This is a genomic window from Mumia sp. Pv4-285 (assembly GCF_041320275.1).
Lineage (GTDB): Bacteria > Actinomycetota > Actinomycetes > Propionibacteriales > Nocardioidaceae > Mumia > Mumia qirimensis.
On record NZ_CP162023.1, the window covers coordinates 1,039,095 to 1,051,562 of the forward strand.

Below are 12,468 nucleotides of genomic sequence, written 5' to 3' on the forward strand. Positions count from 1 at the left end.
CTCTTTCTCCGTGCGCCCTCGTAGCTCAGGGGATAGAGCACCGCTCTCCTAAAGCGGGTGTCGCAGGTTCGAATCCTGCCGGGGGCACTGTCAGGCAGCGGCGTACGCGTGGAGCTCCTCCGGGACGACCGCATCCGCGGTGGTCGCGTCGCCGTGTCGCCCGAGCAGGGTGAGCGCGATCCCGGCCGCCGCCCATACGCCGAGCACGACCAGCTGCTTGGTGAGGTCGGCCTCGGGGAAGTAGGAGAGGCTCCGCAGCAGGTTCACGGCCGCTCCCGGCACGAAGAGCTGGCCGATCTCGCCCCAGGCGCCGGGAAGGAACTCGGGCGGCTGGGCGGCCGACGCGATCGGGTTGGCGACCAGGAGCGTCAGCAGGGCGCCGACGCCGATCCCGGCGCGACCGATGACGCTGGAGAGGCCGACGATCAAGGAGCTGGTGGCGAGGAACGCCAGGCCGACCGCTGCGGCGTTCTGCACCGCGTCGCCCTGAAGGATGCCGAACCAGCCCTGGACGACTGCCGTCGTGCCCGCGCCTGCGAGGACCGCGTACAGGCCGAGTGCGGCAACCCGTCGACCCCGCCCGGTCACGAGGAGCGAGATCACGACTCCGCCCGCGATGCCGCCGATGACGAGCGGGAAGGCGGCCGCGGTCATGCCGATCCCCTGGGCGTCGTCGGTCGACAGGCTCGCCACGTCGGTGACGGTGACGGTCGGCGAGGAGGGAGCGGGGGCACCCGACCGTGCCGCGAGCGCGGTGCCGAGCTCGCCGGCGAGGCGTGTCATCGCCTGGTGCGTGGCGGCACCGGCGGCCGAGGCCGTGAGCACCTCGGGCTCGTCGCCCAGCACGATGGCGCCGTACGCGTCGCGCTGCTCGACCGCGGCGACCGCGGCATCCCGGTCGGCGACGCCGGTCAGGTCGAAGCGTCCCGGAGCCGCCTCGTCGAGGGTCTTCTCGACCGCGTCGACCGCCGCTGGGGGACCGGCGACTGCGACAGGAAGGTCGTGCGGCGTGGTCGTCGCCGCCGGCCACACGAAGGCGGCGACGACCAGGGTGACGACGAATGCCGCCAGCGTCGCGGCGACGGCAGCGCGGCCCCAGGCCCTGGCGGAGGCAGATCCGGTGGTGGTGGACATGGTGACTCCAGATGCAAAAGAAAACGAATGAACGTTCTCTATCGTGCGCACCGTTCGGCACCCTTGTCAAGAACGTTCGTTCGTTTTACGGTGGGCGCCATGCCGAAGGTCTCCGAGGAGCACAAGGCCGCCCGCCGCGAGGAGATCGCCCGTGCGGCACTCCGGTGCTTCGCGACCAAGGGGTACGCGGGCACGTCGATGGCCGACATCATCAGGGAGTCCGGGTTGTCGGCCGGCGCGATCTACGGCTACTACCGCAACAAGAACGAGCTCGTCCGCGAGGCGATGCGGAGCGTCGTCGTCGGTCGGTTCACCGAGCTGGAGCGGGGCGCGTCCGGCGACGAGGTCACGCCGCCTGGCGACCTTCTCGTGCAGTTCCTCCGCAGCGTGTCCGAGGTCGCCGGCCAGGCGCCGGGGATGGTGCTCCAGGTCTGGTCGACGGCCCAGCTCGACCCAGAGCTAAAGGAGAGCGTCGCCGGGGGACTGGCTGAGATCGGGCGACTGTTCCGCGATCACCTCGAGCGCTGGTACGTGTCTCGTGGCGTCGACGAGCAGGACGCGCGGATCCGTGCCGCGGCGGAGTACCCCGTCTACGTCGGCGTCTGCCAGGGGTACATCGTCCACAACGCACTGGTGGACGGATTCGACGGCGAGGCGTACTTCGCGGCGGCCGCGGGCGTCCTCGCGCACGGCGCGTCGGTCGGCAACGCCCGGCCGGTGTGAGTCGCCGGCGGCCTTGTGACCTGCATTTCATCTCCGCTACGGTGGTGCAACTCGGTTTGACCCTCATTGTGACTCCGGAATCGGGTTCGTCCGTCTACGACATCCCACTGGAGGGTCCGCCATGTCATCTCTCGCTCGCGCGCGTCGACGCGCATCCATCGTCGCCGGCCTCGCCGCGATCACCCTGTCCGCTGGATCGATGGGGCTGAGCGGTGGAGCCGCAGCCGCGACGCCCCCACCTGGTCTGCAGGAGGTGATGCTCGTCGGCAACAACTGGGACGGGACGGCCGACGTCATCCGCTCGACCGGCGACTTCGCGAAGATCGGACGCATCAACCTCGTGCCCGACAAGACGAAGCGGCTCACCGAGATCTATCTCAACCCCGTGCGTCTGGCGTTCTTCCTGGGGATCCGGTTGACCGTCGGCGAGGGGCACGACCAGTTCGTCGACGACATGTACACGACGCCCGACGGCTCGGCCATCGTCGTCTCGCGGCCCAGCTTCGCCGACGTCGCCTCCATTGACACCGCTACCGGCAAGCTCCGGTGGCGCTTCAGGGTCTCGGGCTACCGCGCCGACCACATGGCAGTCTCGCCGGACGGCAACCGTGTCGCGGTGTCGGCTTCGACGGGCAACACCGTCCACGTCCTCGACATCCGCACCGGGAAGGAGGTCGGGTCCTTCAAGACCGGTGACAAGCCGCACGAGAACGTGTTCTCCGCCGACGGGTCGCGCCTGTGGAACATGTCGATCGGTGAGGTCAACAACGACTTGGACGCTCCTGCACTCGACGCCCTCAAGGGTGATCGAAAGATCACCGTCGTCGACACCACCACGTTCGCCACGGTGAAGGTCATCGACATGCGGCAGCGCCTCGACGCCTTCGGCCAGACCGGCAAGTCCGACTCGGTTCGCCCGGTCGCGTTCACGCCGGACGAGGCGACGCTCTACTTCCAAGTCTCGTTCTTCAACGGCTTCTTCGAGTATGACGTCGCTGCCGACAAGATCACCCGGATGAAGACGCTGCCGGAGAACCCCGCCACCGATGACGACCGTACGACCTTCGTCAACGACTCCCGCCACCACGGGATGTCGATGAACCCGTCAGGGACCAAGCTCTGCATCGCAGGCACCATGGATGAGTACGCGACCGTCGTCGATCGGGCGACGCTCCAGGAAGGGCCCCTCGTCCCTGCCGCGAAGCCGTACTGGGCGACCGTCAGCGGGGACGGCAACGCGTGCGTGATCTCCGAGAGCGCCGCCGACCAGGTGACGGCGATCGACTTCGCCACCGGCCAGAAGATCACCTCCGTCCCGGTCGGTGACCATCCTCAGCGAGTTCGGATCGCCCAGCTGCCGATCGGCTGGAGCGGACCCGCCTCCTGACCAGGCGCGCCGGCTCGACCTGGCCGCACGGGTGCTGCTCCTGCGGCCAGGTCGCGCCGCGATCAGCGATCGTCGGTCCGACCAGGTAGTGCCAGCCCAGCCACCGCCAGTACGCGACCACGGCGAGCCGCAGTGCGCGGTCGGCCATCGCGACGTCGACCAGCTCGCCCACGTCGCTGAACGTGGGCCCGGGCACGTACGAGACGGAGCTGCCAGAGCGCGACCACGACGACGATCCCCAACCAGGCCGACGCCGCGCGGGCGATCGGTCGACGACGCGTCGGGCTGAGCTCGGCGCACGACCGCCAATCTACGCCAGCGGTAGGTGCATCACGTAGAGCCCGACCAGGCCGTCGGTGGCATGGTCGAACGCCTCGGGGACCGTCCCCACGACGTCGAACCCGAGCTCGCGCCACAGCCGCACCGCGGCGGTGTTGGTCTCGACCACGGCGTTGAACTGGATCCCGTGGAAGCCCTCCGCGCGCGCCCAGGCGATCATGTCCTCGCCGAGTGCTCGCCCGATCTCCCCACGGCGTGCCGACGGGTCGACCATGAAGCTCGCGGTGGCCACGTGCGCCCCGCGGCCGGGGCGGTTCGGGCCCATCTTCGCCGAGCCGACCACGACGCCGTCGTGGTCGACGGCGACCGTCGTCCGGCCCGGCGGCGTCTCCATCCACCAGCCTCGCGCGCTCTCGGCGTCGAGGTCGAGCGGGAACGCGTACGAGTCACCCGCCTTGACGACGGCGTCGAAGAACGGCCAGATGCGGGGCCAGTCGGCTTCGGTCGCCGTACGGATCTGCATCAGGCCATCATGTCGTGGACCAGCGGCGCGACCTGCGAGCCGTACAGCTCGATGCAGTGCAGGAGCTGCTCGTGGCGCATCGCGCCGTTCGCGTACTTCATGTCGAAGCGGCTGACGCCGAGGGCCGCCGCGTTGCGGGCGATCTTGCGCGCGACCGTCTCCGGCGAGCCGACGTACAGCGCACCGTCCGGGCTCGCCGCCTGGGCGAAGTCGTTGCGGGTCGCCGGCGGCCAGCCGCGCTCGCGTCCGATCTGCGTACGCTGCGCCATCCAGTGCGCGTAGAGCTCCTCGCGGGCCTGCTCGTCGGTGTCGGCGACGTAGCCGGGGGAGTGCATGCCGACCGGCAGCGGCGCGACGCCGTCCTCGGCGAGCCGGCGGCGGTAGTAGTCGGCGTACGGGGCGAACTGCAGCGGAGGCCCGCCGATGATCGCGAGCATCATCGGGATGCGATAGCGGACCGCGCGGTCCACGGAGGCGGGCGTGCCGCCGACGCCGATCCACGTGCGCAGACGACCGGACTCCGTCGGCGGATAGACGCGCTGGTCGGTCAGTGGCGGCCGGATCGATCCGGACCAGGTGACCGGCTCCTCGTCCAGCAGCGCCGCGAACAGGTCGAGCTTCTCGTCGAAGAGCACCTCGTAGTCGCCGAGGTCGAAGCCGAACAGGCCGAAGGACTCGACGAACGACCCGCGTCCGAGGATCACCTCCGCGCGCCCGTCGGACAGGGCGTCGAGCGTCGCGAACCGCTCGTAGACGCGGATGGGGTCGTCGGAGCTCAGGACGGTGACGGCCGAGCCGAGGCGGATCCGCGTGGTCCGCCCGGCGATCGCGGCGAGCACGACGTCGGGGGCCGTGATCGCGAAGTCGGCGCGGTGGTGCTCGCCGAGGCCGATGAACGCACAGCCCACCTCGTCGGCGAGCACGGCCTGCTCGACGACCTGGCGGAGCACCTCGGGAGCAGGGACGGGGTTGCCTTCCGCGTCGGCCGCGATGTCGCCGAACGTGTCGAGGCCGAGCTCGATCTGGTCGCTCACACCACGAGGCTAGTGGTCTCGATCGCTTCGCGCCTCGACCAGCGGATGGAGGGGCGTCGACCAGCGGATGGCTTCGCGCCTCGACCAGCGAGTGGGTGCGGGTCGGGCGCAAGCCGTGCGGGATACTTCCGGCATGAGCGAGAAGCGGCCCGTCACGACGTGGCTCACCGACATGGACGGCGTTCTCGTCCGCGAGGAGGACGCGATCCCCGGGGCCGCGGAGTTCCTCAGGCGGCTGACCGAGTCCGGATGCAAGTTCCTGGTCCTCACCAACAACTCGATCTACACCCCGCGCGACCTGCGGGCGCGTCTCGCCGAGTCAGGGCTCGACGTGCCGGAGGAGAACATCTGGACCTCCGCGCTCGCGACCGCCCAGTTCCTCTCCGACCAGCGACCCCGCGGGAGCGCGTACGTCGTCGGCGAGGCCGGCATGACGACGGCGCTGCACGAGGTGGGATACGTGCTCACCCGCAGCCGTCCGGACTACGTGGTGCTCGGCGAGACCCGCACGTACTCCTTCGAGGCGATCACCACCGCCATCCAGCTGATCGTCAACGGTGCGCGGTTCATCGCCACCAACCCCGACTCGACTGGTCCCTCTCCCGCCGGTCCGCTCCCGGCGACGGGGTCGGTCGCCGCCCTGATCTCGCGGGCGACCGGGGTCGAGCCGTACTTCGTCGGCAAGCCCAACCCCCTGATGATGCGCAACGCCCTCAACCGCATCGACGGGCACTCGGAGACCACCGTGATGATCGGTGACCGCATGGACACGGACGTAGTCTCGGGCATGGAAGCGGGACTGCGTACGATCCTGGTCCTGACCGGATCGACCAGGCGCGACCAGATCGAGCGCTTCCCCTACCGACCGACGCGCGTCGTCGACTCCATCGCCGACCTGGTGGACGACATCGTGCCGCCGCCGACCGAACCGGAGTGACCGTGAGCGAGCGCCGTACGATCCTCGATCCCCACGACCTCTACCGTGCGGCCGACGACCGGTACGTCGCCCTCGACGACGGTGGATCGGCTGCCTTCCGCCGGTGCGGGCGGTCCGGCCTGGAGCTTCCGGCGATCTCGCTCGGGCTCTGGCACAACTTCGGTGACGACAAGCCGCTCGCGACGCAACGGGCGATCCTCCGCCGTGCGTTCGACCTGGGTGTCACGCACTTCGACCTCGCCAACAACTACGGCCCCCCGTACGGCGCCGCGGAGAAGAACTTCGGCCGCATCCTCGCGGAGGACTTCGCGCCGTACCGCAACGAGATCGTGATCTCGACGAAGGCCGGCTGGGACATGTGGCCGGGCCCGTACGGCTTCCTCGGGTCGCGCAAGTACCTGCTCGCGAGCCTCGACGACTCGCTCCAGCGGATGGGTCTCGACCACGTCGACATCTTCTACAGCCACCGCTTCGACCCGCACACGCCGCTCGAGGAGACGATGGGAGCCCTCGACGCCGCCGTACGCTCGGGCAAGGCGCGCTACGTCGGGATCAGCTCGTACGGTCCGGACCGCACCCGTGACGCCGTCGAGATCCTGCGAGACCTCGGCACGCCGCTGCTGATCCACCAGCCGTCGTACTCGATGCTCAACCGGTGGGTCGAGGACGGTCTCCTGGACGTCCTCGAGGAGTCCGGTGTGGGCGCCATCGCGTTCTCGCCGCTCGCCCAGGGCGTGCTGACCAGCCGTTACCTCGACGGCGTCCCGTCCGGATCGCGCGCCGCGCAGGACAAGTCCCTCGATCCCGCGGTGGTGGAGGCCAACCTCGAGCACGTCCGCGGCCTCCAGGCGATCGCGCAGGAGCGCGGTCAGACGCTGGCGCAGATGGCGATCTCGTGGGTTCTCCGGTCGCCTCGGGTGACGTCCGCGCTGGTCGGCGCGTCGAGCGTCGCGCAGCTCGAGGACAGCCTCGGAGCCTTGCGCAGCACCCACTTCGACGACGACGAGCTGCGACGGATCGACGTGCACGCCGTCGAGGGAGACCTCAACCTGTGGGCGGGGTCGAGCGAGGCCTAAAAAGGCATCTACTGGTCGCGACCCGCGGCCATCCGTTATCCTTTCGTGATGGAATCCCCCCGGTTCTGGCGCTCGACGCCCGTCGTCACACCTGGAGTTGCACCGCGGTGAGAGTCTTCGTCACAGGAGGCACAGGAGTCATGGGCCGCTCGGTGACGGCCGCACTGCACTCTGCGGGTCACGAGGTGGTGGCCCTTGCACGCAGCGAGGAGAGCGCGACGGTCCTCAGGTCGCGCGGCATCACACCCGCCCGAGCGAGCCTCTTCGATCGCGCCGGTCTCGTGGAGGCGATGAGCGGCTGCGAGGCGGTCGCGAACCTCGCCACCCACATCCCCGTCGGCAGCACCGGCATCCGCCCGGGCGCCTGGAAGTCGAACGACCGCATCCGTGTCGAGGGCTCGCGCAACGTGGCGGCAGCCGCCGCCGAGGCCGGGGTCGCCCGGCTGATCCAGGAGAGCGTGTCCTTCGTGTACGCCGACCAGGGCGAGCGCCTCGTCACCGAGGACAGCCCGATCGCGGTGTCCTGCGCCGCGGAGCCCGTCGTCCTCGCGGAGTCGCACGCCGAGCAGTTCGCGACCAAGCACCGCGACGCCGTGATCCTCCGGTTCGGCACGATCGTCGGCGACGACTCCTTCACCCGCTGGCGCCTCTCCCGCGCACGCGCCGGACAGGCCGTCGGCCTCGGCAAGCCGCAGTCCTGGACGCACGTCGTCCACACCGAGGACATCGGCGGCGCTGTCCTCACGGCGCTCACCGCCGAGTCCGGCACGTACAACGTCGGCGCGGAGCCTGTCCGCCGCGGCGAGCTCGTCGCGGCGTTCGCCGAGGCCGTCGGGCAGGAGCAGGCCGGCTTCTACCGCCGATTCGCACTACGGCTCGGCGGCGACCGCCTCGAGTGGATGACCCGCTCGCAGCGCGTCAGCTCGGAGCGCTTCCGCACCGTGACCGGCTGGAAGGCCGCACACCCGCAGTTCGACGCAGGGTGGCTGGCGCCCATGGTGTCCGAGGCCGCCAGTGCCTGACGGTGCACCGAAGGGTCGCACGCCCGAGGAAGAGCGGCGGCGCCGCCTGCGTGCGGCGCGTCTGCTCGGCGAGGTCGTCCCGGAGACGACGCGCGACGAGACCTCCGAGGGCTGGAGCGAGCGCGACAGCGGCGGCCGCGACGACGAGCTGCGCCGCGACGTGCCGCCGCACCACGGCGGCTGAGCCGCCGCCTGCCACCTCGGTCCGCGACCGACCGGTCAGCCGTCGCCGCGCTCGCGGCTCGCGCGGAGCTCGTCGCGGATCTCGCGCAGCAGCGCGATGTCCTCGGGCGGCGGAGCGTCGTCGGACGCCCGTGCGAACTTCGCGCGGACCTGGTTCATCGGCACCACGAGGATGAAGTAGAGGACGGCCGCGATGATCGCGAAGTTGATCAGCGCCGTGATGAACGCCCCGACGTTGACGAAGGTCGCCGCGTTGCCGCTGACGATCGTGAACCCGAAGCCGAGCTCGTCGTCGCCACCGACGGAGGCGAGGAGCGGGTTGATGAACGACTCCGTGAACGACGTCACCAGAGCGGTGACCGCGGTGCCCATGACCACGGCGACCGCGAGGTCCACGACGTTGCCGCGTAGGAGGAATTCCTTGAACCCTGAGACCATCCCTGCCATCTTCTGAGCCTCCCGTGACGTGGTTTGTGGGTCCACCACATCACGGAACGCCGCTCTCGGAAACCGACGCCGTCATGCGACGACGGTCACGGCGAGGTGCCACGACACACCGGCGCCCGAGAGCGTACGAGCTGTCTCGGCCCCGACGGCGAGGACGAGCACCGCCTTGTCGTCGCCCTCGTCGGACGGCATGGCGGCGACCTGGGCCCGTCGAGCCAGCACTCTCGGCGCACTCGTCCCGCGAGGGTCCGTGCCGACGACGTCGACCGAGTCACCCACCCGTACGGCGGCGACGCCCGCGGCGTCCGCCACGCGAACGCTCACGAGCGCGCTGCCGCGGCGGTAGCCCTCGAGGAGGCCCGGTCCGACCAACGACAGCCGGGTGATCAACCCGCCTCGAGGCACGGGGGCCGCGACGATCCGACCACGGGTGTCGTCGATCGACGCGATCGCGCCCTCGGGAACCACCCGGACGGGCACCGCGGTGACCTCGACGTCGCCGGGGCGCACCACGCTCCCGGACCGCAGGGTGGTGGTGGCGACGAGGACCTCCTGCGTCGGGCCCGGATCCGGCTGCGCCGCGTGGACGGTCGCCACCACGGCACCGGCCGCGCACAGGGCGGCCACCGGTCGCCGGTGGGTCCGGAGCCGACGGCGCAGCGACGTCCACAGGTCGGCGAGCGGTGAGTCGGCCATGGAGGCACTCTCGCGCGCCAGGGGCGCACCGCGAGCGCGTCGTCCACAGGCCACGAAACGAGCGACCCCGCCTCCACAGGGAGACGGGGTCGGCAGCAGTGCTCGGTGAGCGCGACGTCAGGCGCTCGTGGACGCCGCCGGGGTCGAGGAGCCGCTGGAGGTCGTCGAGCTGCTCGTGGTCGACGAGCCGGAGCTCGTGGAAGTCGTGGAGTCGGAGGACGACGCGGTGCCGGACGTGGCGGCGGTCGAGGTGCTCGACGAGGCCGACCGGCTGTCGTTGCGGTAGAAGCCGCTGCCCTTGAACACGACACCCACCGCGTTGAACACCTTGCGGAGGCGTCCGTCGCAGGCGGGGCAGACGGTCAGGGCATCCTCGGAGAAGCTCTGCTGCACCTCCAGCGGCTCGCCGCATTCGGTGCACTGGTACTGGTATGTCGGCACGGTCGTCGTCCTTCGGCACTCACGCGTTCGGCCACCCCGGGCGGGTGGCCGAACCGATTCCAGCGCCCATTGTGCGGGGCGCCACTCCCTAGAACCAAGTCGGGCCGCCCTTGATTCCCGGAACGCCCGGGTAGGATCGCCTCCTGATGACCGAGTGGTTACTCCTTCTCACGTCCTTCCTCCTCATGCTGGCCTGCGGTGTCTTCGTCGCCGCCGAGTTCTCGTTCGTCACCGTCGACCGACCCTCCGTCGACCGCGCTGCCGAGTCCGGAGACCGCCGCGCGGTGGGCCTCCTCAAGGGCCTCCGCACCCTGTCCACCCAGCTCAGCAGCGCACAGCTGGGCATCACGATCACCAACCTCGCGATCGGGTTCCTGGCCGAGCCCGCGATCGGGCAGCTGATCCGCGGCCCCCTCGAGGACCTCGGCGTCACCGGGTCGTCCTTGTCGGCGACCTCGTACGCGGTCGCGCTGCTGCTGAGCACCTTCGTCACGATGCTGGTCGGGGAGCTCATCCCCAAGAACCTTGCGCTCTCGGTCCCGATGGCGACAGCCCGAGCCGTGCAGGGGCTGCAACGTGGCTTCACCACCGCGATGGCATGGCCGATCCGCGGGCTCAACGGGTCCGCGAACGCTCTGCTGCGTGGCATCGGGATCGAACCCCAGGAGGAGCTGCGGTCGGCACGCTCGCCGTACGAGCTGAGCTCTCTCGTGCAGCGGTCGGCCGACGTGGGCGCGCTCGCCCGCCCGACGGCGGATCTCGTGGCACGGTCGATCGCCTTCGGTGACCGCACCGCCGCGGACGTCCTGACCCCGCGGGTCCGCGTGAAGTTCCTCGACCGGCGCGACACCGCCCAGGATCTCCTCGACGCGGTCAGCGCGACCGGGCACTCGCGGTTCCCGGTGACCGGCGACAACCACGACGACCTCGTGGGCGTGGTCCACGTCAAGGACGCTGTCGCTGTCGCCCCCGACCGTCGCCGTACGGTCCGGCTGTCCGAGCTCGCCGCACCTGCGCTGACGGTGCCCGACTCGATCGAGCTCGACCCTCTCCTGGTCCTCCTGCGCGGACAGCGCCTCCAGATCGCGGTCGTGCTCGACGAGTACGGCGGCACCGACGGCGTCGTCACGCTCGAGGACCTCGTCGAGGAGATCGTCGGCGACATCGACGACGAGCACGACCGCGCCACCGCGCGCCTGCGGTCGCGGCGCGACGGCACGTGGGTGCTCTCGGGGATGCTCCGACCCGACGAGGTCCGGATGCAGACCGGCGTGCCGCTCCCCGAGGGCGACGACTACGAGACGGTCGCCGGGCTCATCACCCAGGAGCTGGGCCGGCTTGCCGAGGTCGGAGACGAGGTGTCGCTCGTCGCGCCGGTCGTGGCAGGTGAGTCGGTCGCGACGCTCGACGTGCGCCTGCGGGTCGACCGCATGGACGGCCGGCGCATCGACCGGGTCATCCTGGCGGTCGATCCCGACCCCGAGGACACCCTCTCCGAAGGCTCGCCCGATGAGGAGGGCGGCCGATGAACCCCGTCCTCGCGATCGCGCTCGTCGTCGTCCTGCTCGCCCTCAACGCGTTGTTCGTGGCCGCGGAGTTCGCGCTGATCTCCGCCCGCCGCACGCAGCTCGAGCCGAAGGCGCAATCCGGGTCCGCCCCCGCCCGGCTCGCGATCCGTGCCATGGAGCGCGTCAGCCTCGCGATGGCCGCGGCGCAGCTCGGCATCACGCTGTGCTCGCTCGGCCTGGGCGCCGTCGGCGAGCCGGCGATCGCGCACCTCTTCGAGCCGGTCTTCGACGCGCTCGGCGTGCCGCACGGCATGGTCCACCCGATCTCCTTCGTGATCGCGATGACGATCGTCACCTACCTGCACGTGGTGCTGGGCGAGATGGTCCCGAAGAACATCGCGCTCGCCGGCCCCGATCGCGCCGTCCTGTGGCTCGGTCCGTTCATGCTCGGGGTCATCTGGCTGCTGAAGCCGTTCGTCGTCGCCCTCAACGCCATCGCCAACGGCGCGGTCCGCCTCGTACGCCTCGAGCCCAAGGACGAGGTCGGCAGCACCTTCACGTCCGACGAGGTCGCGGGGCTCCTTCACGAGTCGCACCGCGAGGGGCTGCTCGACTCCGAGGAGTACGAGCTGGTGTCGGGCGCCCTCGGTTTCGAGGCCGGGTCGATCGACCGGGTCCTGCTGCCGCGCGCCGATCTGGTCACCGTGCCGGTCGGCGCCTCGCGGGCCGACGTGGAGGATGCGTGCGCCCGTACGGGGTTCTCCCGGTTCCCGGTGACCGACTCCAGTGACGGGCTGGTCGGCTACGTCCACATCAAGGACGCCCTCGAGGTGTCGGAGCCGGCGCGGCCGATCCCGGCCAAGTGGCTGCGACCGCTCGGGTCGGTACGCCAGGGGTCGCGGTTGTACGACGCGCTCCGCCTGATGCAGCTCCGAGGCGCTCACATGGCGCGTGTCGTCGGCGACGACGGCGAGGAGCTGGGCGTCGTGATGCTCGAGGACGTGCTCGAGGAGCTGGTCGGAGAGGTCCGTGATCCGTCCCGCCGTGTCGCCGAGGGACGGTGAGCGGCAGAATGCTC

At 70.5% G+C, this 12,468-nt stretch carries 15 protein-coding genes and 1 tRNA gene; 9 read left to right on the forward strand and 7 right to left on the reverse strand.

Going from position 1 to position 12,468, the window contains the following annotated elements; translation table 11 throughout:
* The first annotated feature begins 14 nt into the window (after positions 1-14).
* Positions 15-87, forward strand: a tRNA-Arg gene (locus AB3M34_RS05000).
* Between the two features lie 3 nt (positions 88-90).
* Here AB3M34_RS05000 and AB3M34_RS05005 read toward each other — a convergent pair.
* Positions 91-1,134: a hypothetical protein gene (locus AB3M34_RS05005; RefSeq protein ID WP_370617987.1), complete on the reverse strand. Its 1,044-nt coding sequence runs from the start codon at positions 1,132-1,134 to the stop codon at positions 91-93.
* A gap of 99 nt (positions 1,135-1,233) precedes the next feature.
* Between AB3M34_RS05005 and AB3M34_RS05010 the strand changes: the two genes are divergently transcribed.
* Positions 1,234-1,857 carry a TetR/AcrR family transcriptional regulator gene (locus AB3M34_RS05010; RefSeq protein ID WP_370617988.1) on the forward strand — a complete coding sequence of 208 codons (624 nt, stop codon included), beginning with the start codon at positions 1,234-1,236 and terminating at the stop codon, positions 1,855-1,857.
* A 121-nt stretch (positions 1,858-1,978) separates the two neighbouring features.
* Complete coding sequence (locus AB3M34_RS05015; RefSeq protein WP_370617989.1) at positions 1,979-3,244, forward strand: YncE family protein; 1,266 nt, start codon at positions 1,979-1,981, stop codon at positions 3,242-3,244.
* On the opposite strand, the gene AB3M34_RS05020 is transcribed toward AB3M34_RS05015, so the two are convergent.
* The 3 genes from AB3M34_RS05020 to AB3M34_RS05030 form a co-directional block, all read right to left on the reverse strand.
* Positions 3,162-3,440 carry a DUF6186 family protein gene (locus tag AB3M34_RS05020; protein WP_370617990.1) on the reverse strand — a complete coding sequence of 93 codons (279 nt, stop codon included), beginning with the start codon at positions 3,438-3,440 and terminating at the stop codon, positions 3,162-3,164. The genes AB3M34_RS05015 and AB3M34_RS05020 overlap by 83 nt on opposite strands.
* Positions 3,441-3,554: 114 nt before the next feature.
* Positions 3,555-4,046 (reverse strand): GNAT family N-acetyltransferase, encoded by a 492-nt coding sequence (locus AB3M34_RS05025; protein WP_370617991.1) that lies wholly within the window; start codon positions 4,044-4,046, stop codon positions 3,555-3,557.
* A complete protein-coding gene (locus AB3M34_RS05030; RefSeq protein ID WP_370617992.1) occupies positions 4,046-5,080 on the reverse strand; it encodes an LLM class flavin-dependent oxidoreductase in 1,035 nt (344 codons plus the stop codon). Before AB3M34_RS05030 ends, AB3M34_RS05025 begins: the two co-directional genes overlap by 1 nt.
* A gap of 133 nt (positions 5,081-5,213) precedes the next feature.
* Here AB3M34_RS05030 and AB3M34_RS05035 point away from each other — a divergent pair, with 133 nt between their 5' ends.
* The 4 genes from AB3M34_RS05035 (at position 5,214) to AB3M34_RS05050 (ending at position 8,299) form a co-directional block, all read left to right on the forward strand.
* Positions 5,214-6,017, forward strand: a complete 804-nt coding sequence (locus tag AB3M34_RS05035) for an HAD-IIA family hydrolase (RefSeq protein WP_370617993.1) — start codon at positions 5,214-5,216, stop codon at positions 6,015-6,017.
* Positions 6,018-6,019: 2 nt separating this feature from the next.
* Positions 6,020-7,093, forward strand: a complete 1,074-nt coding sequence (gene mgrA / locus AB3M34_RS05040; RefSeq protein WP_370617994.1) for an L-glyceraldehyde 3-phosphate reductase — start codon at positions 6,020-6,022, stop codon at positions 7,091-7,093.
* Between the two features lie 107 nt (positions 7,094-7,200).
* Positions 7,201-8,115, forward strand: coding sequence for an NAD-dependent epimerase/dehydratase family protein (locus tag AB3M34_RS05045; RefSeq protein ID WP_370617995.1), 915 nt, complete (start codon positions 7,201-7,203; stop codon positions 8,113-8,115).
* A complete protein-coding gene (locus AB3M34_RS05050; RefSeq protein WP_370617996.1) occupies positions 8,108-8,299 on the forward strand; it encodes a hypothetical protein in 192 nt (63 codons plus the stop codon). The genes AB3M34_RS05045 and AB3M34_RS05050 overlap by 8 nt, the downstream gene beginning before the upstream one ends.
* A 35-nt stretch (positions 8,300-8,334) precedes the next feature.
* Here AB3M34_RS05050 and mscL read toward each other — a convergent pair whose 3' ends face one another.
* The 3 genes from mscL to AB3M34_RS05065 form a co-directional block, all read right to left on the reverse strand.
* Positions 8,335-8,745 carry a large conductance mechanosensitive channel protein MscL gene (mscL, locus tag AB3M34_RS05055; protein WP_370617997.1) on the reverse strand — a complete coding sequence of 137 codons (411 nt, stop codon included), beginning with the start codon at positions 8,743-8,745 and terminating at the stop codon, positions 8,335-8,337.
* Between the two features lie 72 nt (positions 8,746-8,817).
* A complete protein-coding gene (locus tag AB3M34_RS05060) occupies positions 8,818-9,441 on the reverse strand; it encodes an SAF domain-containing protein (RefSeq protein WP_370617998.1) in 624 nt (207 codons plus the stop codon).
* A 117-nt stretch (positions 9,442-9,558) separates the two neighbouring features.
* A complete protein-coding gene (locus AB3M34_RS05065) occupies positions 9,559-9,882 on the reverse strand; it encodes an FmdB family zinc ribbon protein (RefSeq protein ID WP_370617999.1) in 324 nt (107 codons plus the stop codon).
* A gap of 146 nt (positions 9,883-10,028) precedes the next feature.
* Here AB3M34_RS05065 and AB3M34_RS05070 point away from each other — a divergent pair, with 146 nt between their 5' ends.
* Both AB3M34_RS05070 and AB3M34_RS05075 read left to right on the forward strand, forming a co-directional pair.
* Positions 10,029-11,411 (forward strand): hemolysin family protein, encoded by a 1,383-nt coding sequence (locus AB3M34_RS05070; RefSeq protein WP_370618000.1) that lies wholly within the window; start codon positions 10,029-10,031, stop codon positions 11,409-11,411.
* Positions 11,408-12,454 (forward strand): hemolysin family protein, encoded by a 1,047-nt coding sequence (locus AB3M34_RS05075; RefSeq protein WP_370618001.1) that lies wholly within the window; start codon positions 11,408-11,410, stop codon positions 12,452-12,454. The genes AB3M34_RS05070 and AB3M34_RS05075 overlap by 4 nt, the downstream gene beginning before the upstream one ends.
* Positions 12,455-12,468: the final 14 nt, after the last annotated feature.